This is a genomic window from Marinospirillum sp., assembly GCF_044810985.1.
Taxonomy (GTDB): Bacteria; Pseudomonadota; Gammaproteobacteria; order Pseudomonadales; family Halomonadaceae; genus Marinospirillum.
In genome coordinates, this window is the sequence record NZ_CP085242.1 from 293,947 (window position 1) to 315,309 (window position 21,363).

General features: G+C 53.7%; 21 protein-coding genes. 18 read left to right on the forward strand and 3 right to left on the reverse strand.

Features of this window, described 5'->3' with window-relative positions; translation table 11 throughout:
• Positions 1 to 33: 33 nt before the first annotated feature.
• From LG323_RS01420 to sthA, 12 genes are all read left to right on the forward strand, one after another.
• Positions 34 to 1,488 carry a glyceraldehyde-3-phosphate dehydrogenase gene (locus tag LG323_RS01420; protein ID WP_404418379.1) on the forward strand — a complete coding sequence of 485 codons (1,455 nt, stop codon included), beginning with the start codon at positions 34 to 36 and terminating at the stop codon, positions 1,486 to 1,488.
• A gap of 102 nt (positions 1,489 to 1,590) precedes the next feature.
• On the forward strand, positions 1,591 to 2,973 hold the full coding sequence (locus LG323_RS01425) for a ribulose-bisphosphate carboxylase (protein ID WP_404418381.1): 1,383 nt from the start codon (positions 1,591 to 1,593) through the stop codon (positions 2,971 to 2,973).
• A gap of 25 nt (positions 2,974 to 2,998) precedes the next feature.
• On the forward strand, positions 2,999 to 3,889 hold the full coding sequence (locus LG323_RS01430) for a phosphoribulokinase (RefSeq protein ID WP_404418383.1): 891 nt from the start codon (positions 2,999 to 3,001) through the stop codon (positions 3,887 to 3,889).
• Complete coding sequence (locus tag LG323_RS01435; protein ID WP_404418385.1) at positions 3,882 to 4,538, forward strand: HAD-IA family hydrolase; 657 nt, start codon at positions 3,882 to 3,884, stop codon at positions 4,536 to 4,538. Before LG323_RS01430 ends, LG323_RS01435 begins: the two co-directional genes overlap by 8 nt.
• Before the next feature lie 261 nt (positions 4,539 to 4,799).
• The gene (locus LG323_RS01440; RefSeq protein ID WP_310696936.1) at positions 4,800 to 6,161 is read left to right on the forward strand and encodes a Na(+)-translocating NADH-quinone reductase subunit A; all 1,362 of its coding nucleotides are present in this window, start codon (positions 4,800 to 4,802) and stop codon (positions 6,159 to 6,161) included.
• 4 nt (positions 6,162 to 6,165) lie between these two features.
• Positions 6,166 to 7,371: an NADH:ubiquinone reductase (Na(+)-transporting) subunit B gene (locus LG323_RS01445; RefSeq protein ID WP_404418387.1), complete on the forward strand. Its 1,206-nt coding sequence runs from the start codon at positions 6,166 to 6,168 to the stop codon at positions 7,369 to 7,371.
• Positions 7,364 to 8,128: a Na(+)-translocating NADH-quinone reductase subunit C gene (locus LG323_RS01450; RefSeq protein ID WP_404418389.1), complete on the forward strand. Its 765-nt coding sequence runs from the start codon at positions 7,364 to 7,366 to the stop codon at positions 8,126 to 8,128. The genes LG323_RS01445 and LG323_RS01450 overlap by 8 nt, the downstream gene beginning before the upstream one ends.
• A gap of 2 nt (positions 8,129 to 8,130) precedes the next feature.
• Positions 8,131 to 8,799, forward strand: a complete 669-nt coding sequence (locus LG323_RS01455) for an NADH:ubiquinone reductase (Na(+)-transporting) subunit D (RefSeq protein WP_404418391.1) — start codon at positions 8,131 to 8,133, stop codon at positions 8,797 to 8,799.
• 3 nt (positions 8,800 to 8,802) lie between these two features.
• Complete coding sequence (gene nqrE / locus LG323_RS01460) at positions 8,803 to 9,423, forward strand: NADH:ubiquinone reductase (Na(+)-transporting) subunit E (protein ID WP_404418393.1); 621 nt, start codon at positions 8,803 to 8,805, stop codon at positions 9,421 to 9,423.
• A gap of 35 nt (positions 9,424 to 9,458) precedes the next feature.
• Positions 9,459 to 10,694 (forward strand): NADH:ubiquinone reductase (Na(+)-transporting) subunit F, encoded by a 1,236-nt coding sequence (nqrF, locus tag LG323_RS01465; RefSeq protein WP_404418395.1) that lies wholly within the window; start codon positions 9,459 to 9,461, stop codon positions 10,692 to 10,694.
• 84 nt (positions 10,695 to 10,778) lie between these two features.
• On the forward strand, positions 10,779 to 11,018 hold the full coding sequence (nqrM, locus tag LG323_RS01470; protein ID WP_310696930.1) for a (Na+)-NQR maturation NqrM: 240 nt from the start codon (positions 10,779 to 10,781) through the stop codon (positions 11,016 to 11,018).
• 98 nt (positions 11,019 to 11,116) lie between these two features.
• A complete protein-coding gene (gene sthA, locus LG323_RS01475) occupies positions 11,117 to 12,511 on the forward strand; it encodes a Si-specific NAD(P)(+) transhydrogenase (protein WP_404418397.1) in 1,395 nt (464 codons plus the stop codon).
• Here the strand turns inward: sthA and LG323_RS01480 are convergent.
• Positions 12,495 to 13,388 carry a DNA replication terminus site-binding protein gene (locus LG323_RS01480; RefSeq protein ID WP_404418399.1) on the reverse strand — a complete coding sequence of 298 codons (894 nt, stop codon included), beginning with the start codon at positions 13,386 to 13,388 and terminating at the stop codon, positions 12,495 to 12,497. The two genes, sthA and LG323_RS01480, sit on opposite strands and share 17 nt — an antisense overlap.
• A gap of 56 nt (positions 13,389 to 13,444) precedes the next feature.
• On the opposite strand from LG323_RS01480, the gene LG323_RS01485 reads away from it, so the two are divergent.
• Both LG323_RS01485 and LG323_RS01490 read left to right on the forward strand, forming a co-directional pair.
• Positions 13,445 to 14,683, forward strand: a complete 1,239-nt coding sequence (locus tag LG323_RS01485; RefSeq protein WP_404418401.1) for a lipoprotein-releasing ABC transporter permease subunit — start codon at positions 13,445 to 13,447, stop codon at positions 14,681 to 14,683.
• Complete coding sequence (locus tag LG323_RS01490) at positions 14,676 to 15,371, forward strand: ABC transporter ATP-binding protein (protein WP_404418403.1); 696 nt, start codon at positions 14,676 to 14,678, stop codon at positions 15,369 to 15,371. The genes LG323_RS01485 and LG323_RS01490 overlap by 8 nt, the downstream gene beginning before the upstream one ends.
• Here the strand turns inward: LG323_RS01490 and LG323_RS01495 are convergent.
• Entirely contained in the window at positions 15,364 to 15,915 is a 552-nt protein-coding gene (locus tag LG323_RS01495; RefSeq protein ID WP_404418405.1) for a DUF2062 domain-containing protein, read from the reverse strand. The genes LG323_RS01490 and LG323_RS01495 overlap by 8 nt on opposite strands.
• Positions 15,916 to 15,951: 36 nt before the next feature.
• Here LG323_RS01495 and LG323_RS01500 point away from each other — a divergent pair, with 36 nt between their 5' ends.
• From LG323_RS01500 to lpxK, 4 genes are all read left to right on the forward strand, one after another.
• A complete protein-coding gene (locus LG323_RS01500) occupies positions 15,952 to 18,252 on the forward strand; it encodes a ComEC/Rec2 family competence protein (protein ID WP_404418407.1) in 2,301 nt (766 codons plus the stop codon).
• Between the two features lie 229 nt (positions 18,253 to 18,481).
• Positions 18,482 to 19,141 (forward strand): MotA/TolQ/ExbB proton channel family protein, encoded by a 660-nt coding sequence (locus LG323_RS01505; protein ID WP_404418409.1) that lies wholly within the window; start codon positions 18,482 to 18,484, stop codon positions 19,139 to 19,141.
• A gap of 2 nt (positions 19,142 to 19,143) precedes the next feature.
• Positions 19,144 to 19,563 carry an ExbD/TolR family protein gene (locus tag LG323_RS01510; protein ID WP_404418411.1) on the forward strand — a complete coding sequence of 140 codons (420 nt, stop codon included), beginning with the start codon at positions 19,144 to 19,146 and terminating at the stop codon, positions 19,561 to 19,563.
• A gap of 5 nt (positions 19,564 to 19,568) precedes the next feature.
• The gene (gene lpxK / locus LG323_RS01515; RefSeq protein ID WP_404418413.1) at positions 19,569 to 20,564 is read left to right on the forward strand and encodes a tetraacyldisaccharide 4'-kinase; all 996 of its coding nucleotides are present in this window, start codon (positions 19,569 to 19,571) and stop codon (positions 20,562 to 20,564) included.
• A gap of 242 nt (positions 20,565 to 20,806) precedes the next feature.
• Here lpxK and LG323_RS01520 read toward each other — a convergent pair whose 3' ends face one another.
• Entirely contained in the window at positions 20,807 to 21,253 is a 447-nt protein-coding gene (locus tag LG323_RS01520; RefSeq protein ID WP_404418415.1) for an REP-associated tyrosine transposase, read from the reverse strand.
• Positions 21,254 to 21,363 lie beyond the last annotated feature (110 nt).

The window sequence follows — 21,363 nt, forward strand, 5'->3', positions numbered from 1 at the left end:
TCTGGACTAACCCCTAATCTTGAGAGGCAGCCTGTGACTGACACCAAGCTGGATAGTTATTTTGACGACTGGCAAGAACGTGAAACCCTTGCTGAAAGCATGATTCCCCTGATCGGAACCCTGTACCGTAAGCATAATGTGGTGACGTCCATTTTTGGTCGTGCCCTGGTTAACCGCTCAGTGATCCGCATTCTCAAGGATCACCGCTTTGTCCGTCAGGTGGAAGGTGATGAGCTGGATGTGCGGGATACCCACCTGTTGCTGGATACCCTGGTCAAACTCAATCCCGGTCCGGCCCACGTTGATATCGGCAAGTTGGCTGCCAAATTCCGCAAGCAGGGCGGCGGTGATATGGAAGCCTTCCTGAAAGAAGAAGTGGCTCCGATTGTCGGTCAGTACAAGGAAGCCGAAAAGGGTGGTGAACCCCAGGACGTGGTTCTTTACGGTTTTGGTCGTATCGGTCGCCTGCTGGCGCGCATCCTGATTGAAAAAGCCGGTGGTGGCAGTCTCCTGCGTGTGCGTGCAGTAGTTGTGCGTGGTGGCAAGGACGGTGATCTGGAAAAGCGTGCCAGCCTCTTGCGTCGTGATTCCGTGCATGGCCCTTTCAATGGCACCATCACCGTGGATCATGACCACAAGGCGCTGGTTGTCAATGGTAACTACATCCAGTTTATCTATGCCAACTCGCCTGAAGAAATTGATTACACCGAGTATGGCATCAACAATGCCCTGATCGTCGACAACACCGGTGTCTGGCGTGATGAAAAAGGCCTGGGTCAGCACATTGCCTGTAAGGGTGCTTCCCGTGCCATTCTGACGGCACCGGGCAAGGGCGACATCAAAAACATTGTTTATGGCATCAATGATGAAGATATCACCGAAGATGACAAGATCATTTCGGCGGCTTCCTGCACCACCAATGCCATCGTGCCTGTCCTCAAGGCAGTGAACGACCAGTTCGGTATTGTCAGCGGTCACGTAGAAACGGTTCATGCCTACACCAATGACCAGAACCTGATCGACAACTTCCACAAGGGTGATCGTCGTGGTCGTTCCGCAGCCATGAACATGGTTCTGACCGAAACTGGTGCGGCCAAAGCCGTTGCCAAGGCGCTGCCGGAACTGGCGGGCAAGCTGACGGGTAACGCCATTCGCGTTCCTATTCCCAATGTGTCCATGGCCATTCTCAACCTGACTCTGGACAAGGAAACCGATGCTGAAGCCCTGAACAAGTACCTCAGCTGGTCAGCGCTTTATTCACCGATGCAAAAGCAAATTGATTTTGTTGATTCGGCGGAAGTGGTTTCTTCTGACTTTGTCGGCAACCGTCACGCCGGTATCGTGGATGGCAAAGCGACCATTGCCAGTGGCAAGCAGATCGTTCTTTATGTCTGGTATGACAATGAGTTCGGTTACAGCTGCCAGGTGGTGCGTATCCTGCAGGAAATTGCCAATGTGAAGTTCCTTTATTTTCCTGCTGATCGCTAAGCGCAACCGGTGAGCCCTCTGGCAGGGCCCTAGTGGTTAAAAAGCCCACCGCGGTAAAAGGCAGGTGGGCTTTTTTTTATTTTGCAAAGCAAGGGGTGACTCATGGATCAATCACAGCGTTATGCCCATCTCGATCTGGATGAAGAAACGCTGATCAGGGAAGGCAAGCATCTTCTCGCTGCTTATAAAATGAAGCCCAAACCCGGCAACACCTACCTGGAAGCCGCCGCGCATTTTGCAGCGGAATCCTCTACGGGCACCAATGTGGAAACCAGCACGACCGATGATTTCACCCGCGGTGTGGATGCGCTTGTTTACCATCTTGATGAAGCCAGTGAAGATATCCGCATTGCCTATCCTTTGGAGCTTTTTGATCGCAATCTCCTGGATGGCAAAACCATGCTGGTCTCTTTTCTGACTCTGGCTGTGGGCAACAACCAGGGCATGGGGGATATCGAACATGCCAAGATGATTGATTTTTACGTGCCCCCTGCCTTGCTGGATTTGTTTGACGGCCCCAGGGTCAACATCAAAGACCTATGGAAGGTTCTGGGACGTACTCAGGAGGATGGCGGTTACATTACTGGAACCATCATCAAGCCCAAATTGGGATTACGCCCGGAGCCTTTTGCCAGGGCCGCCTACCAGTTCTGGCTGGGAGGCGACTTCATCAAGAATGATGAGCCTCAGGGCAACCAGGTTTTTGCGCCCATGAAGGAAACCATTCCTCTGGTAGTGGATGCCATGAAGCGGGCCATGGATGAAACCGGCCAGGCCAAACTCTTTTCCGCCAATATTTCTGCTGACTGGCATGATGAAATGCTGGCCCGGGGTGAATTCATTCTGGAGGCCTTTGGCGAGCATGCAGACAAGGTGGCCTTCCTGGTGGATGGCTATGTCGGCGGACCGGGCATGGTGACCACGGCTCGGCGCTATTTCCCGGATCAGTTTCTGCACTTCCACCGTGCCGGTCACGGAGCTGTGACTTCACCTTCTTCCAAGCGGGGCTATACGGCTTATGTGCTGGCCAAAATGGCGCGCCTGCAAGGGGTCTCGGGCATTCACGTCGGCACCATGGGCTATGGCAAAATGGAAGGTAACAAAAATGACAGAGACATTGCCTATATTATTGAGCGGGACTCCTTTCAGGGGCCTGTCTACTTTCAGGACTGGAAAGGCATGAAGGCGACCACCCCGATCATTTCCGGGGGCATGAATGCCCTGCGTTTGCCCGGTTTTCTGGAAAATCTGGGGCATGGCAACTTTATCAATACCGCCGGCGGCGGCTGCTACGGTCATCTCGACAGCCCTGCTGCCGGTGCCCAGTCCCTGCGTCAGGCTTTTGAGTGTTGGCAAGCCGGGGCTGATCCTGTTGAATGGGCCAGAGAACACAGAGAATTTGCCCGTGCGTTTGAGTCCTTTCCGCAGGATGCCGATCTGATTTTCCCCGGTTGGCGTGAAAAAATAACCCGTCGCCCCATTTGATTATCAAAACCCGAGGTGCAAGCCCATGTCTGCCAAATATCCGATCATTGCCATTACTGGCTCATCAGGGTCGGGCACCAGCTCGGTGATGGAAACCTTTGAGAACATCTTCCGCCGTGAAGGTGTTCGGGCCGCGACCATAGAAGGTGACAGTTTTCACCGTTATGACCGCGAAGAAATGAAAACAAGACAAAAACAGGAAGCGGCCATAGGTAACCTCAATTTCAGCCATTTTGGCCTGGACACCAATCTTCTGGAGGATCTGGAGCAGCTGTTCAAATCCTTCAGTGAAACCGGTCAGGGCAAGCGCCGCCGCTATTTGCACAATTATGAAGAAGCGGAGCCTTATCAACAAAAGCCGGGAACCTTTACCCCCTGGGAAGACCTGCCGGAGGCCACCGAGCTGCTTTTTTATGAAGGCCTGCATGGGGCCGTTCAGAATGAAACCTACAATATTGCCCAGTATCCCGATTTGATTATTGGCGTGGTGCCGGTCATCAACCTGGAGTGGACCCAGAAGATCCTGCGCGACAAAAGCTCCCGGGGCTATTCGACTGAAACCATCACGGATACCATCCTGGGACGCATGCCAGACTATGTGAAGCATATCTGCCCGCAATTCTCCAACACCCATGTCAACTTCCAGCGTGTGCCCATGGTGGACACCAGCAACCCTTTTGTGTCCCGGGAAATCCCTTCAGCCGATGAGAGCCTGGTGGTGATTCGCTTTGCCCAGCCGCGCGGAGTGGACTTTCCCTATCTGCTCAAGATGATTAGTGGCTCTTTCATGTCACGTGCCAACACTCTGGTCGTGCCGGGTGGCAAAATGCAGCTTGCCATGCAGCTGATTTTCACACCCTACGTCTGGCGTTTGATGAAACAAAGACGGCGGGTTCTGGAGCAGGCTGATGCATAGGATTCAACTGATTATTTTTGATCTTGATGGCACTCTTTTGGATACGGCCCCGGAAGTGACCCTGGCAGCCAATGACGCCCTGGAAGAAGCAGGGCTGCGCGCTATCAGTCTGGAACAGACCCGGCAATGGGTTGGCCGCGGTGCTGAGAACTTTCTGGAAAAAGCCTTAGAATTTTCTGCCGGACAAAAGAAGGTTGTTTTTGCCGAGCTGCTGGCGCGTTTTTATTATTTTTACGAAAAATACTCAGGCACGCGAAGCTATCTTTACCCCTCAGCAAAAGAAGTGGTGCAGTATTTTCATCAGCAGGGCAAGCGCCTGGCCGTGCTGACCAACAAGTTCAAGGCGGGTGCGGACAAAACCCTGCAGGCTCATGGCCTGTATGATTATTTTGATGAAGTGCTGGGCGGAGACAGCTTTGCCGATAAAAAGCCCAACCCGGTGGGGGTGCATTATCTGCTCGACAAATACCGGGTTGCTCCCGATGAGGTGTTGTTTCTGGGTGATTCCTCGCATGATGTGCAGACAGCCCACCAGGCGGGGGTGAAGGTCTGGGTTTTTCCGCATGGGTACAATCATGGTGAACCTCTTGCCGCCAGTAACCCGGACCGAATCCTGACGGGCTTTGATGAATTGCTGCAAAGGCTTTGAAAACAGGGTTGGCACTGCGATAATGCAGCAGCTTTTATTTGTCAGCATAAACACTGGGTGATTTTCTTTCTGCAGCAGTTTTAGGTAGAATTCCCTGCGACAAAAAGACGCGAACAGGCGCCGGATCATCAATACCCACGAATTTTATAAAAAGCAGAGTGTCGGGCATCGCCCTCTGTCTCTGTTTTTGAGATTTTTTTTAGAAGTAGAAGTAGCTTTTTAGCTTTTGTTTTTCAACAACTTGGTGACTGGGCGAGACCTATGATTAAAATCAAGCAAGGCCTTGATCTACCCATCGCCGGCGCACCCAGGCAGGCCATCTCCGATGGTCAGTCAGTGCGCTCAGTTGCTGTTCTGGGACCGGACTATGTTGGCATGAAGCCAACCATGGCGGTTTCAGTCGGTGACAAGGTGAAATTGGGTCAGATCCTTTTTACGGATAAAAAAACGGAAGGTGTGCAGTACACGGCACCTGCTGCAGGCAAGGTAACAGCGATCAATCGCGGTTATCGAAGAGCCCTGCATTCAGTCGTGATCGAGCTGGACGAGCAGGAAGAAGCAGTGGAGTTCACTGCCTATTCTGAAAGTCAGCTGGATGACTTGAGCCGCGAAGAGGTTCAACAACTGCTGGTTGAATCCGGCCAGTGGACCGCACTTCGCACCCGTCCTTTCAGTCGCGTTCCTGCACTGGATGCCCAACCTTCCTCCATCTTTGTCACAGCCATGGACACTCATCCTCTGGCTGCCGACCCTGCAGTGATTATTGCAGAGCAGAAAGAAGCCTTTCTGGCCGGTTTGAAGGTGGTCAGCAAACTGACGCAGGGCAAAACCTATATCTGCAAAGAAGCAGGCAAGGATGTTCCTGTGATTTCCGGTGGTGACTTTGAAGTGGCCGAGTTTGCCGGCAAGCACCCTGCCGGTCTGGTGGGCACCCACATTCATTTTCTCGATCCGGTCAGCGCCAATAAGCAAGTCTGGCATCTGGGTTATCAGGAAGTCATCGCCTTTGGTCAGCTTTTCCTGACTGGCAAGATCAACCCCAACCGGGTGATCTCTCTGGGCGGACCTCTGGTCAAAGAGCCTCGTCTGGTGCGCACCCGCACCGGTGCCAGTCTGAACGATCTGCTGATGGGTGAAGTCAACAGTCCCAATGGCACCCAGGTTATTTCCGGCTCTGTCTTTGGCGGTCGTGCTGCCGATGATGATCTGGCCTATCTGGGCCGTTATCACAATCAGGTCAGTGTTCTGGAAGATGGCAGCAAGCGTCTTTTCCTGGGCTGGTTGTCACCCGGTCTGCCCGGCAGCAACCGGCATTCGGTCATGGGCATTTATTTGTCCAGCTTTCTGGGCCTGGGCGGCAAGTTTGCGCCCACAACCTCGACCAACGGCTCCGAGCGCGCCATGGTTCCGGTCGGCAACTACGAGACAGTCATGCCGCTGGATATCCTGCCCACGCAGCTGCTGCGTTCACTGATTGTCGGTGATATTGAAGTGGCCATGCAGTTGGGTTGTCTGGAACTGGATGAAGAAGACCTGGCCCTGTGCACCTATGTGTGTCCGGGTAAATATGAATACGGTCCGATTCTGCGCGACAACCTGACGCTGATCGAGAAAGAGGCCTGATAGGATGAGTATACGCAAACTCTTGGATGCCATGGAGCCTCACTTTCATAAAGGTGGTAAATATGAAAGCTGGTACGCGCTCTATGAAGCAGTTGATACAATTTTCTATACGCCCCCCAGTGTAGCCAAAACCACGGCTTTTGTACGTGATGGCGTGGATCTGAAACGCATCATGATCACCGTCTGGTTCTGCACTTTCCCGGCCATGCTTTTTGGTATGTGGAATGCCGGTTACCAGGCCAACATGGCTGTGGATGCCGGTTACGGAACCCTGGATGGCTTGCGCCAGAGCTTTGTTGCTCTGTTGGGAGCGGGCAGCTATGACCCCACCAGTATCTGGGACAACCTGATACATGGTGCGGTCTATTTCATTCCCATTTACGCCGTGACCTTCATCGTCGGCGGCTTCTGGGAAGTTTTGTTTGCCATGCGACGTGGCCATGAAGTCAATGAAGGCTTCTTCGTGACTTCCGTGCTTTTTGCCCTGATTCTTCCCACCAACATTCCTCTCTGGCAGGTTGCTCTGGGGATCACCTTTGGTGTGGTGATTGGCAAGGAAATCTTCGGTGGCACCGGCAAGAACTTCCTCAACCCTGCGTTGACCGGTCGTGCTTTCCTCTACTTTGCTTACCCTGCAGAAATCTCCGGGGATGCAATCTGGGTGGCTGCGGATGGCTTTACCGGGGCTACAGCCCTGTCCGTTGCCTATCAGGATGGCATGGCCGCTCTGCAACAGCAGTACAGCTGGTGGGATGCTTTCCTGGGCTTCATGCCTGGCTCCATCGGTGAAACCTCGACCCTGGCGATCTTTATCGGCGGTGCTGTCCTGTTGCTGACCCGTATTGCTTCCTGGCGCATTGTCGCAGGCGTGATGCTGGGCATGATTGCCATGTCGACCCTGTTCAACATGATCGGCTCGGACACCAATGCCATGTTTGCCATGCCCTGGTACTGGCACCTGGTGGTAGGCGGTTTTGCCTTTGGTATGATTTTCATGGCCACCGATCCGGTGTCTGCAGCCATGACCAATCAGGGGAAACTGATTTTCGGTGCCCTGATCGGTATTATGACGGTTCTCATCCGTGTGATTAACCCGGCTTTCCCCGAAGGGATCATGCTGGCCATCCTCTTTGCCAACCTCTTTGCCCCGCTGATCGACAACTTTGTGATCAAGGCCAATATCAAACGGAGGATGCTGCGCAATGTCTAAAAGTAATGACACTATCAAAAAGACCTTCACGGTTGCTTTTATTCTGTGTCTGGTCTGCTCCGTCATTGTCTCCGGGGCAGCTGTAGCTCTTAAAGATCGCCAACAGGCGAACCAGGAACTGGATCGCCGCAGCAATATTCTTTTGGCGGCAGGCCTGATAGAGCCCGGTGAAGGAACACCGGAAAAGGTTGAAGAGCTGTTTGAACAGATCAATGTGCGGGTGGTGGATCTGCGTACCGGCGAGTTGACCGATGACGTGGACCCAGGTACCTATGAGCAGCTGCGAGCGGCCAGTGATCCGCAAACCTCTCAGCAACTGCAGGAAGACCCGGCCGGTATCCGTCGCCTGGAAAACTATGGTCTGGTTTACCTGGTTGGGGATGTGGACGATCCTGATCGCATCATCCTGCCGGTTCGTGGTGCTGGTCTTTGGTCCACCCTGTACGGGTTCCTGGCTCTGGAAGGCGATGCCAATACCATTGCTGGTCTGGGCTTCTATGATCACGGCGAGACGCCGGGTCTGGGTGGTGAAGTGGATAACCCCAACTGGAAGGCCCAGTGGCCTGGTAAGAAAGTTTACAACCAGGATTCTCTGGACCCACAACTGGGTCTGTCCAAAAACCCCGGTCAGGAACATGAAGTGGATGCTCTTTCCGGGGCAACCCTGACTTCCAGGGGGGTCACCAACCTGCTCCAGTTCTGGACAAGTGAAAAGGGCTATGGCTCTTTCCTGGCTAAATTTCGGCAGGGGGTATAATTATGGCGACTGAAACTCCAAAAACAGTTCTGACCGCTCCGATCTTCAAGAACAACCCCATTGCCCTTCAGGTACTGGGGGTCTGTTCGGCTCTGGCGGTCACCACCAGCATGCAGATCGCGCTGGTCATGACCCTGGCGGTTATCTTTGTAACGGCCTTCGCGAACCTGTCGGTTTCCCTGATCAGGAATCACATTCCCAGCAGCATCCGGATCATCGTGCAAATGACCATCATTGCATCGCTGGTTATTGTGGTTGACCAGGTGCTCAAGGCTTTTGCTTATGACATCAGCCGTCAGCTTTCGGTCTTTGTCGGTCTGATCATCACCAACTGTATCGTCATGGGCCGGGCTGAAGCCTACGCCATGAAAAATGGCCCAGGCATGAGTTTTCTGGATGGTATCGGGAACGGTCTGGGCTACGGCATGGTTCTGATGGTTGTCGGCTTCTTCCGTGAACTCTTTGGTTCCGGCAGTCTGTTTGGCCTGCAAATCCTGAGTCTGTCCAAAGACGGCGGCTGGTATGTAGCCAATGGCCTGATGCTGCTGCCGCCTTCGGCCTTCTTTATTATCGGCCTGATGATCTGGGCGATCCGCTCCTGGGACCCGAAACAGGTCGAGCACGATGAGTTCAAGATCCAAGCCAATACAAAACCCAGGGAGGTTTTATAAGCCATGTTTGAACATTATCTATCCCTGTTCATTACTGCCGTGTTTGTGGAAAACATGGCTCTGGCCTTCTTCCTGGGCATGTGTACCTTCCTGGCTGTTTCCAAGAAGGTGGATGCGGCTTTGGGTCTGGGGATTGCGGTTATTGTGGTGTTGGCCATCACCGTCCCCGTCAACAACCTGATTTACAACCTGCTGCTGCGTGAAGGTGCGCTGGAGTGGACGGGTATTGCCGGAGCTGAAGAAATTGACCTCTCTTTTCTGGGTCTTTTGAGCTACATCGGCGTTATTGCTGCTCTGGTGCAGATTCTGGAAATGTTCCTGGACAAGTATGTACCTGCGCTCTACAACGCCCTGGGTGTTTTCCTGCCACTGATTACGGTCAACTGTGCCATTCTGGGTGCTTCCCTGTTTATGGTCGAGCGTGATTATGGCTTTGGTGAGTCAGTGATCTATGGCACCGGTGCCGGTGCTGGCTGGGCACTGGCCATCGTGGCTCTGGCCGGGATTCGGGAAAAACTCAAGTACAGTGACGTGCCTGCCGGTCTGCAGGGGCTGGGCATTACCTTTATTGTGGTTGGCCTGATGTCGCTGGGCTTTATGTCTTTCTCCGGCGTACAGCTGTAAGCCGCCCAAGAACAGGTTAACAAAAGGGTATTAATATGGTTGACTCAACGATTATCCTGCTGGGTGTCGGCATGTTCACGGTGGTCGTGCTTTCGCTCGTCGCCGTGATCCTGGCCGCCCGCAGCAAGCTTGTAAGTTCGGGTGAGGTCACGATTGAAATCAATGGTGATCCTGAACACACCATTAGCACATCCGCCGGGGGCAAGCTGCTCAACACCCTGGCTGCCAATGGCATCTTCCTGTCCTCGGCTTGTGGTGGCGGTGGTTCCTGTGCCCAGTGCACCTGTAAAGTCATTGAAGGGGGCGGTGCAATTCTGCCCACCGAAGAATCGGCTTTCACCATGGGTGAGAAAAAGGCTGGCTGGCGTTTGTCTTGTCAGGTTCCGGTCAAGCAGGACATGAAAATTGAAGTCGATGAAGAGATTTTCGGCGTCAAGAAATGGACCTGTGAAGTGATTTCCAACCCCAACGTGGCCACTTTCATCAAGGAACTGACACTCAAGTTGCCTGAAGGTGAGGAAGTGGACTTCCGGGCCGGTGGTTACGTGCAGTTGGAATGCCCTCCGCATGAGGTGCATTACAAGGACTTTGATATTGATCCTGAATATCACCCTGACTGGGACAAGTTCAATATCTGGAAGTACGTTTCCAAGGTCACAGAGCCAACGATCCGTGCTTACTCCATGGCGAACTACCCTGAAGAAAGAGGCCTGGTGAAGTTCAATATTCGTATTGCCACTCCACCTCCCGGTAAGGACGACGTACCTCCCGGCATCATGTCCTCTTACGTTTTCAGCCTCAAGCCAGGCGACAAGATCGATGTGATGGGGCCCTTTGGTGAATTCTTTGCCAAAGATACCGATAACGAGATGGTCTTCATCGGGGGTGGTGCCGGTATGGCCCCCATGCGCTCGCATATCTTTGATCAGCTCAAGCGTATCAAGACCGATCGCAAGATCACCTTCTGGTACGGTGCCCGTTCACTGCGTGAAGCCTTCTATGTTGAAGAATTCGACAAGCTGGCTGAAGAAAACGATAATTTTGAATGGCATCTGGCGCTTTCAGATCCACTGCCTGAAGACAATTGGAAAGGCTACACTGGCTTTATCCATAATGTTCTTTATGACAACTATCTGAAAGACCACCCTGCACCTGAAGACTGTGAGTACTACATGTGTGGGCCTCCCATGATGAATGCTTCAGCAGTAAAACTGCTCGAAGACATGGGTGTAGAGCCGGAAAATATTCTGCTGGATGACTTTGGTGGCTGATACAGCCTTGCAAGGGAATGCTTGATTAAAAGGGTTGTCTCAAGCCAGAGACAACCCTTTTTGTTATTGAGTGGAGATGAACTGATGCAAATGTTTTTATTAACCCTGTTGGTTCTGGGTCTGATTGTATTGATTATGTCGGTCGGAGTGATTATGGGTCGCAAACCCATTGCCGGTTCCTGCGGTGGCATGAGTGCTCTGGGCATGGAAACAGAATGCGATGTCTGTGGCGGCAACCAGGAAATCTGCGAAACAGAACAACAAAAAAACCAGGCCAAAAATCAGCAGGCCAAAGAACTGAGCTATGATGCCAGCAAGAAATAACCAGGGCTTGTGCACCAAAAGCCTTATTGTAAATACCTGACTGCTGGGTCATCATTGCGCGAAAATTAAAGGCTAAAGACGAGAGGGGTAAACGATTAATGGCAGTTTATAATTATGATGTGATCGTGATAGGTACTGGCCCTGCCGGTGAAGGTGCCGCCATGAATGCCGCCAAACATGGTAAGAAAGTCGCCGTCATAGAACAACAGCAAATGGTCGGTGGCAACTGCACCCACAAAGGCACCATCCCCTCCAAAGCCTTGCGCCATGCGGTCAAACAGATTATTCACTTCAACACCAACCGCATGTTTCGTGATATCGGCGAACCCCGTTTTTTCTCTTTTCCCAAAGTTCTTGAACGCTCCAACAGAGTCATTGAAAAGCAGGTGGCCCTGCGCACCGGTTTTTATGCTCGTAACCGCACCGATGTGTTTTTTGGAACCGCGCGCTTTGTGGACCCCAACACGGTGGAAGTCCGGGATCACCACAATGGCATTGAATTCATCAAGGCGGAAAAAATCGTCATTGCCACAGGGTCTCGTCCTTACCGCCCCAAAGACATCAATTTTGACCACCCGCGCATCTACTGCTCCGATTCAATTCTCAGTCTGTCCCACACACCCCGCTCCATCATCCTTTACGGTGCCGGTGTGATTGGTTGTGAATATGCCTCCATCTTCAGCGGGCTGGGTGTCAAAGTGGATTTGATTGATAACCGTGAGCGCCTGCTTTCTTTCCTGGATGATGAAATCTCGGATGGCCTAAGCTACCACCTGCGCAACAACGGTGTTCTGATTCGTCATAACGAAGAATACGAAAGTGTGGAAGTGGTCGAGCAGGGGGTTGTACTCAACCTCAAGAGTGGCAAAAAACTCAAGGCTGATGCTTTCATGTGGTGTAATGGCCGTTCAGGCAATACTGAAGAACTGGGCCTGGAAAATATCGGCTTGGAAGTCAACGGTCGCGGTCAGCTTTCGGTTGACGATCATTATCGGACATCCATTCCGCACATTTATGCAGCCGGGGATGTGATTGGCTGGCCCAGCCTGGCTTCTGCCTCCTATGATCAGGGGCGCTCTGCGGCAGCTGATTTTCTGGAAGAGCCTGCTTTCCGCTTTATTGATGATGTGCCAACCGGTATCTATACCATTCCTGAAATCAGCTCCCTGGGTAAAAGCGAACGCGAGCTGACCGAGGAAAAAGTCCCCTATGAAGTGGGTCAAGCTTTCTTCCGCACCCTGGCACGGGCTCAGATTACCGGTGAAACCACCGGCATGCTGAAGATTCTTTTCCACCGTGAAACCCTGGAAATTCTGGGCATCCACTGTTTTGGTGACCAGGCCTCGGAAATCGTGCATATTGGCCAGGCCGTGATGGCCCAAAAAGGCGAAGCCAACACGCTTAATTACTTCGTCAACACCACCTTCAACTACCCGACCATGGCCGAAGCCTACCGGGTGGCGGCCATCAATGGGCTCAATCGGGTTTTTTGAGGTAGCGATACACCCTAATGCTGGGCAGGAAGGGCTCTTCTTCCAGCCGCTTGTCTGAACGCTTGGCACGACTGCGTGTTTCCGGTGGTTGCGCAGGGGGCTGGTTGAAGGGAGGCAGTTGACGACTCTGACCGGGGTCAAGAATAAACAGGGGCATGGCCATATTGATGGCTTTGCGGCTGGGTTCACCGGGGCGGGCATTCTGAAAAAACAGGTTGGCACGCATCAGGGGAGCCTGTTTCTGGACTTGGGCCAGGGGTTCATCACGTGCCAGGCCAGCCAGTTTTTTCAGTTGGATCTGGATGTGGTCAGCTTCTGTATCCATCTGCAAAAGCCGATATTCCGCTTCCTGAACAGTGATTCGTCGGATACTGCGGCCACTGGAATACCAGCTGAAACGCAATTGCTCCAGAGGCCGATCGCAACCGGGAATTTGCCGCCAGGCCTGCTTCAGATGCAAACGGGCCAGGCCCTGATCAGTCAGGTGAGCATGCAAGGCCGCATGACGCTCGGCCAGGCGTTTGCGGGCTTCGGGTAATTCATCGGGCATTTCTTTGCGAATCTGATCCAGAGCGTAGGAAAAACCCACCTTGGCCTGATTGGTTTCCCCCAGCAACTGCCAGACTTTTTCCGAACAAACCACCATGCCTGGATAGCTGCGTGTGACCCGGCCATCCTGCCCATCCAGATACCAGAGATCCAGCAGACTCGAGGCCAGTAATTCCCGGCTGGACTCAGTTAAGTTGGTTGAATCAGCACCCAGCATCCAGCAGGGGGCGGCCTCTTTCTGAATCTGTTGCTGTAATTTCTGCAGGCTGGCAACGAGTTGTTGAAAACTGCTGTCCAACTGGCTGATTAAACGATAGTGGGTGTTCATACCCTGAGTTTCCCTTACAATGGCGCACGGATTTATTTTAAGGATTTAACAGTTCAATGGCTTCAATACCGCTGCTGGTTGGTTTGCGTTACACACGCGCCAAGCGTCGCAATCACTTTATTTCATTCATCTCCCTGACCTCCATGATTGGCATGACCCTGGGGGTGGCTGTTCTGATACTGGTGCTGTCGGTGATGAACGGCTTTGATCGTGAACTCAGGCAGCGAATTCTGGGTATGGTGCCTCACTCGGCGATCAAAAACCAACAGGAGTTCAGCAACTGGGAAGAAGTGGCTGCTGAAGTCAAACAGCACCCACGGGTGGAAGGAGTGGCTCCTTTCGTCAACTCTCAGGGGATGTTGATGCAAGGCGGGGAACACCGTGGCGCTCTGGTTTCCGGCATTTTACCGGAATGGGAAGGCCAGGTTTCCATTGTCGGTGAGCATTTGCAGCAAAGCGAATTAACCGATCTGCAGCCCGGTGAGTTCAATATCATTCTGGGGGATATTCTGGCGCGTTTTCTGCGGGTTCAGCAAGGCGACCAGGTGACCCTCCTTATTCCCGAGGCTTCGATTACTCCAGCGGGGGTTTTCCCGCGTCTGAAGCGCTTTAATGTGATCGGCACCTTCAAGGTTGGGGCCGAGCTGGACAGCAATCTGGCTTATGTGCACCTGGAAGACATGCAGCGCCTGATGCGCAGCGGCAACAATATTGAAGGCCTGCGTCTGCAACTGGATGATCTTTTCCAGGCACAAAGAGTGACCCGCGAACTGGTCAACCAGTTGGGTTATCCCTACCGGGGGCAGGACTGGACTCAGACCCAGGGCAACCTCTTTCAGGCCATTCAAATGGAAAAACGCATGATCAGTCTGCTTTTGATGATCATCGTGGCTGTTGCTGCCTTTAATATTGTCTCCACGCTGGTGATGGTGGTGACCGACAAACAGGGAGACATCGCCATTTTGCGCACCCTGGGTGCCAGTCCCGGAACCATTATGGGCATTTTTATGGTGCAAGGCCTGACCATCGGGGTGGTTGGAACTCTGGTCGGTGTGGGGCTGGGTATTTTGCTGGCCTTGAACGTCAGTGATCTGGTGCTCTGGATCGAAGCCGCCCTGGGTATTCAGTTTCTGGATGCCAATGTCTACTTCATCAGTTATCTGCCTTCGGAACTGCGCTGGGAGGATGTGCGTTTTATCACTCTGGCGGCTCTTGGCCTGAGTCTGGTATCCACCCTTTACCCGGCCTGGCGGGCATCACGAATTCAACCAGCGGAGGCTCTGCGTTATGACTGATACAAGCCAACAGCCGGTACTGACCTGTCAGGGGCTACGCAAAACCTATACCGAAGGGCCGCAGGAGGTTACGGTTCTGGATGGCATTGATCTTGAGGTTTTTTCCGGTGAGCGCCTGGCCGTGGTGGGCAGTTCCGGGTCTGGTAAAACCACCCTGCTGAATCTGCTGGGCGGACTGGATCTGGCCACGGCAGGGCAGGTGAGCCTGGCTGGAAAGGACTATGCTTCCATGAATGAAAAACAGCGCGGGCATTGGCGCAACCACAAGCTGGGTTTTGTTTACCAGTTCCACCACTTGCTTCCGGAATTCACCGCCCTGGAAAATGCCGCCATGCCTCTGTTGATTCGTGGCGTGAAGATGGCACAGGCAAAGCGTGAAGCCATGCAGCTACTGACCCGAGTCAAGGTGGAACAGCGGGCCAGCCATAAACCGGCGGAATTATCCGGGGGTGAGCGGCAGCGGGTTGCTCTGGCTCGTGCCCTGGTGGCAAAACCGGCTTGCGTGCTGCTGGATGAACCCACCGGCAATCTGGATCAGCACACCGGCGAAGAAGTTCAGGAATTGATTCGAGAGCTGGCCGAGGATTCAGGCACCGCTTTTATCGTGGTCACTCACGATCTGCAGTTAGCGCAAAAACAGCAGCGGATTCTGAAACTGGAAAATGGACAACTGCTGGAGGCTACTTAGCCTCTGAGTCTGCTTCCGGGGGCGGCGGCAAGCGTTTCATGCGCATCCGCCGTTTCCATTGCATGGAAACATACCAGCGCCACACCAGCCTCACACCGATATTCGATAGCAGCGAAGCTATCGCACCCAGCAAAACAGACCCCAGCAACAGGGGCTGCCAGATTTGTCCAAAGCGATTGATCACCCACTCCAACATGCCATCGGTATTTGGTGGCTGCAGAGGCACATCCATAAGCCAACTGCCCAGCAAATAAGAAACATAGAACATGCCCGGCATGGTTAAGGGATTGCTGACCCAGACCAGACCCACAGCAATGGGAAGATTGACGCGGAACAAAATAGCCAGAAATGCAGCTGCTATCATCTGAAACGGCATGGGGATAAACGCAAAAAACAACCCGATGCTGAAAGCACCGCCTACGCTGCGCCGGGTCAGAGTCCAGAGACTGGGGTCAGCCAGATGCTCGGATAAAAACCCCAGGGACTTCTGGCCCCTTAGCTTTTCGGGCTTGGGTAGGTAGCGTTTAATAAATTTGCGAGGCATTTCCTGAACTGAACCCTCCTGAGAAGTGGGCGTATTATGCCTAGCCTTAGTGCTGTAACCAAGTCAGTCAACCAACTTTTTCGTAATCTTCCGGCCAGCTGGTTTTTTGCCTCCGGTCTGCTTCTGGGTATTCAGCTGGCTTTGTCCCTTTCTGTCTGGCCTGCGCCGGAGATTCTGGTTCTGCTTTTCTTGCTGGCCATGGGTGCAATCCTCAGAGGTTACTGGGGCCGGGCCGGTCTGTTGCTGGGCTATTTCTGGTTGCTGGTGTTTTTGGCCTGGCGTATGGAACTGGCACCTTCCTGGCTGGATACCCAGGGTGAGGTCACACTGGTGGCTGACATTCTGGAATCCAGGCCTTCCAGCAAAGGCCTGGATTCGCTGGTTTTGCAAGTCAAACAGTGCACTCGGGCCAAGGGCGAACCCTGTACTCTGGCAGCCAGGGCCCCGGCCCGAATACGCCTGAACTGGTACTCACCTGAAGCCCTGCCGCAAGCCGGAGAAACCTGGCAGCTTGAAGCCAGAATTCGGCCGCTGCATTCGCTGAAAAACTTTGATGCTCCCAGTTTTACCGCCAGTCAGCTGGCTCAGAATCTGGTTTCGCGTGGTTACATCGGACGCTCGGCTGAAACCCGGAAATTAGCAGCCGCCCGGGGGCTGGATCAACTGCGCAGTAACTGGTTGCAACGCCTCAATCAGGCCGATATGAGCGAAACAGGCAGACGCTTTTTTATGGCACTGGCTTTGGGAGAGCGTCAGGCCTTGCTGCCAGAAGACTGGGAGATATTGGAACGCACCGGCACCATCCACCTCTGGGTTATTTCCGGCCTGCACCTGGGTATGCTGGCCGGTCTGGTGCTGTGGCTGGCCCGGCCTCTGCGACTGCCCTGGATTCCAGCCTTGCTTATGTCACTGGCTGTGGCCTGGAGCTATGCGCAGCTATCCGGTTGGGGCGTGGCGGCACAAAGAGCAGCGATCATGCTGGGGCTGACGGCTTTGCTGCTCAGTGGCTGGCGACGATTAAGCCCCTGGACGATCTTCAGTCTGGCGCTTTCCCTGGTGCTTTTGCTCAACCCTCTGCTGGTTCTCGGGCGTGGCCTGTGGCTGTCTTTTGGTGCTGTGGCCCTGCTGTTGTTGGCTCTGCGCGGACTCAAACCGGTAGGGGCTTGGCACAACCTCTTGCGGGTTCAGTGGGTGATAGCTCTGGGCCTGACACCGCTTCTGCTTTGGCAGGATGCCCACTTCAGCCTTTGGGCACCCCTGGTCAACCTGATGGCAGTGCCCCTGGTTGGCCTCCTGTTACTGCCGCTGGGTTTTTTCAGCCTGGTGGTGCTGGCTCTCACCGGAGGCACCTGGCCTGCAGAAATCACGGCCTGGATGCTGGGCAAAGCCGTTGAGCTTTTATCTCTGGTAGCGGCCTGGCCAAGCTGGGAGATTCAGCATCCAGCCTGGTTATGGCTGGGTCTGCTCGGCTTGATGCCACCTGGCTTTCCGGGTCGACTTTTGGCCCCTCTGGGGTTGATTCTGGCTTTTTTACCCCAGCCAGCGCCAGAGCCGTACCCTCTGGATAAGGACTGGCAGGTCAAGGTGCTGGATGTCGGGCAGGGCACCGCCATCCTGGTGGAAAGCCAGGGCCAAAAACTGCTTTATGATACCGGAAGCGGCTATCCATCCGGCTGGGCACCAGCTATTGCGGCTCTTCAGCCACAAATGAGCGGGTCGAATTTCCAGCACCTGGTCATCAGCCATGAAGATAATGACCACTCAGGAGGCCTGCCCAAACTCTTGGACCAATGGTCGGCTGAAGAAGTCTGGATGCCCCGGCCTTACGACAACCTTTGCCATGCCGGACAAAGCTGGCAACTGGGAACCCTGGATATCCTTGCCCTCTGGCCACCCAAGCCTGTGGAGGGGCGGGTTAACAATGAGGACTCTTGCGTTCTGTTGATCCGTGGTGAGGAACACAGCCTGCTACTCACCGGCGATGCCACCACCGCTGAAGAAGCCTTCTTCAGCCAGGCCTTACCTTCGCTTCTGAAACATCAACCGCTTACCCTGCTGATCAGTGGCCACCACGGCAGCCAGACCTCCACAGGAACTCCTCTGCTGGAAGCCACACAACCCCGGCTGGCCATTCATACCGCAGGCTGGCGTAATCATCATGGACACCCTCACATCAGCGTCGTCCAACGCCTGCTCGACTTCCAGACCCGGCAGCTGAACACAGGGCACCACGGAGCCATCTTCATCAACCTCCAACCCGGCAAAAAACCGCAAATACAAACCTGGAGCCAACAAAACCAGCCCCTGTGGGAAGGGATCAGCCACAAGCCTAACTGAATCGCGCATAGAATGCGCTCCCACAGAATACCTCACAGTATTTTCAGGAAGAAATACCCTTGTAGGAGTTTGCTGTAGGAATTCGTTGTAGGAGTTTGCTGTAGGAATTAGTTGTGGGAGTTCGCTCCGCGAACGATACGATACGCGCATGGAATGCGTTCCTACAATTCCTGTAGAATGCCCGTTCTAGATAACGCTTTGTTTGTTAACTTTCAGGAGCAACACCCAAGTGTTGGATTTATTGTTTGTCGGTGGCTGGATCATGCTACCCCTGGTGCTCAGTTCCATCCTGGCACTGGCTATCATCCTTGAGCGTCTCTGGTCGCTGCAGAGAAAACGCATTCTGCCGCAAGGGTTGTTGGTACAAGCCTTGAGCCAGCCAGGCAAAGCCGACCTCAAGCACCTCAGAACTTCCCCGCTGGGAAGAGTGCTAGCTGCCGGTTTGGCTCGCAAGGAACAAGGTGAAGGCCGTATCCGGGAAGCCCTGCAAACCGCAGGCTCCCACGAAGTTCACCTGCTGGAAAAATACTTGAGCCCCCTGGGCTCCATTGCCGCCATCACACCACTGCTGGGGTTGCTAGGCACCGTAGTCGGCATGATTGATGTCTTCCAGCAACTGGATCTTTCAGCAGGCAATGCCCAGCAACTGGCTGGAGGCATCTCCATGGCCCTGATCACCACAGCAGCGGGCCTGACTATTGCCATTCCGGCCCTGGTCATGCACCGTTTTTTCCTGCGTCGCGTGGCTGACCTGGTTGTGGAGCTGGAAGAAGCCTCCCAACAACTCCTGGACGCCCTGACTCCTGACCAACCCAACCCCCTGCACCTGCACGGTGACACCGACCTCAACACCAGCAGCAGTGAAACCAACACCGGTGCCTGGAATTAGATATGCAGTTCAAGCGTCAGGCCAATGATCCCGTCCAGGTCAACATGACTCCACTGATCGATGTGGTCTTTCTACTGTTGATCTTCTTCATGGTGACCACCAGCTTCCCTGATCAACAGCTCAACCTACAACTGCCCACGGCGGGTACTTCCGAACCCCAGGAGCAGCAAAAAGACAGGATCTTCAGCCTGGCCCTTTATGCCGATGGCCGCATCCAACTGGACGATCAAGAAATCGAAAATGCAGAAGGCCTCAAAGCCCGGCTGCAGCAACTGCTCGAAAACCACCCCGAGCCTGCACTCTTGATCCGGGCCGAACAGCAAACCCCTCATCAACAACTGGTCATGGCCCTGGACACCGCCCGTCAACTGGGTATCCAGCAACTCAGAATTGCCACCCGGCCCGTTGAACAGGGAAAGTGACTGCCATGAAACTGCAAAACTGGATTGAGAGCCATTGGTACGCTGATAACCCCGGCCCTTTAAAGCGTTTGTTGCCGCTGGAAAACTACTATTGCAAACAGGTGGAAAAGCGCCACCAGGCCTATGCCGCAGGTAAAAAGCCAAGCTACCGTGCCTCGGTGCCGGTGATTGTTGTCGGCAATATCAGCGTGGGGGGCAGCGGTAAATCCCCCGTCGTCGCCAGTCTGGCGCGTTACCTGCAGCGCCAGGGCTATCAGCCGGGCATCATCAGCCGCGGCTACGGCAGCAAAGCCAGAAGCTATCCTTTCCGCGTGGAAAAAGACAGCAACCCCAAAAAAGCCGGGGATGAACCCCTGATGCTGGCGCGACAAACCAACCTGCCGGTTGCCATCGACCCCAAACGCCCTCGTGCAGCCCAACTGCTGATCGATGAAGGGTGTGATCTTTTAATAGCCGACGATGGCCTGCAACACCTGGCCCTGCAAAGAGACATTGAACTGGTCATCATCGACGGAGCTCGTGGGCTGGGTAATGGCCACTGCTTGCCGGTCGGCCCTTTACGCGAACCGCCACAGCGCCTAAACACGGTGGACTGGGTACTTTGTCAGGGTGAACTGCAACACCCGCTGGAAGTTGAACCCATCTCTTACCACCTGGAGCAAACCGGCTGGCGGCGCGGTGATGGCCTCTGGCAAAGTGCTTCCCCTTTCGACCCAGGCCAATCTGTTCATGCTCTGGCTGGAATCGGCAACCCCCAGCGTTTCTTCGACCAGTTGAGTGAACAGGGACTGCAAGTCACCCCCCATCCTTTACCCGACCATGCCCCAATGAACGCCCAAACTCTCGACCTGCCTGGTAACGAACCCATTATCATCACCGCCAAAGATGCCGTCAAACTCGGCCCCTGGCTCCATCAACGCCACTGGGTTGTCGAAGTCGAAGCACGGCTACCGGAAAGTTTTCTGAAAGAACTCAGCCAAAAACTCAAAAGCATACTGTAAGAGCGCAGCCTAGTAGGAATCCACTCTTGTGAGAGTGCAGTCCTGTGGGAGCCAAGTCCTGGTGGGAGCGCACTCTATGTGGGAGCGCACTCCGTGCGCGATGATCACGATACTCTCTTCGCTAAAATCTTATCGTTCGCGGAGCGAACTCCCACGGCGAACTCCCACAGCGAACTCCTACAGTAAAACCACCTGTGGGAGCGCAGTCCCCTGCGCGAGAAAAAGCGATAATTAATCAACCTTCATATCCAGCCTGCATCCCAAAAGCTGTAATTTCTTACTGAGTTTGTTAACCCGGCCCTGACCGGGTTGGCAATGACATATCGGGCCATGGCTTTAAGGTCATCCTCTTTTCTCAATTGGCGGTCGTGGAAACCTGCCTGCCAGATTTGCAATGAAGAGTTGCACAGGTTACGAATTTTCCTGGTTGCCGAACTTTTAACGAAGTGAACCTGATCAGAAAGACTGGTCTCTTCTCCCAACTGAACCAACCAGTGAAAATGATCCGGCATGATCACATAAGCCCAGGTATAGGCATGGGACTCTGTGTCTCTGAAACTCCTCATCAAAGTGTGAGCAGTATAAAAATCAAAAAAGATGGGGCTTCTGTTCTGGGTAACACAGGTAATCAGGTAAACTTGACTGGATTGAGAAAAGCGACCGATACGAAGGCGGTGAGATGAAGGCATATAAACTCCTTTTTAATCCTGGCCTAAAGTTTTTGAATATAGATCAATATCGCTCGCGGAGCGAGCTCCCACAGCAAAAATCACCTGTAGGAGCGCAGTCCCTGCGCGAT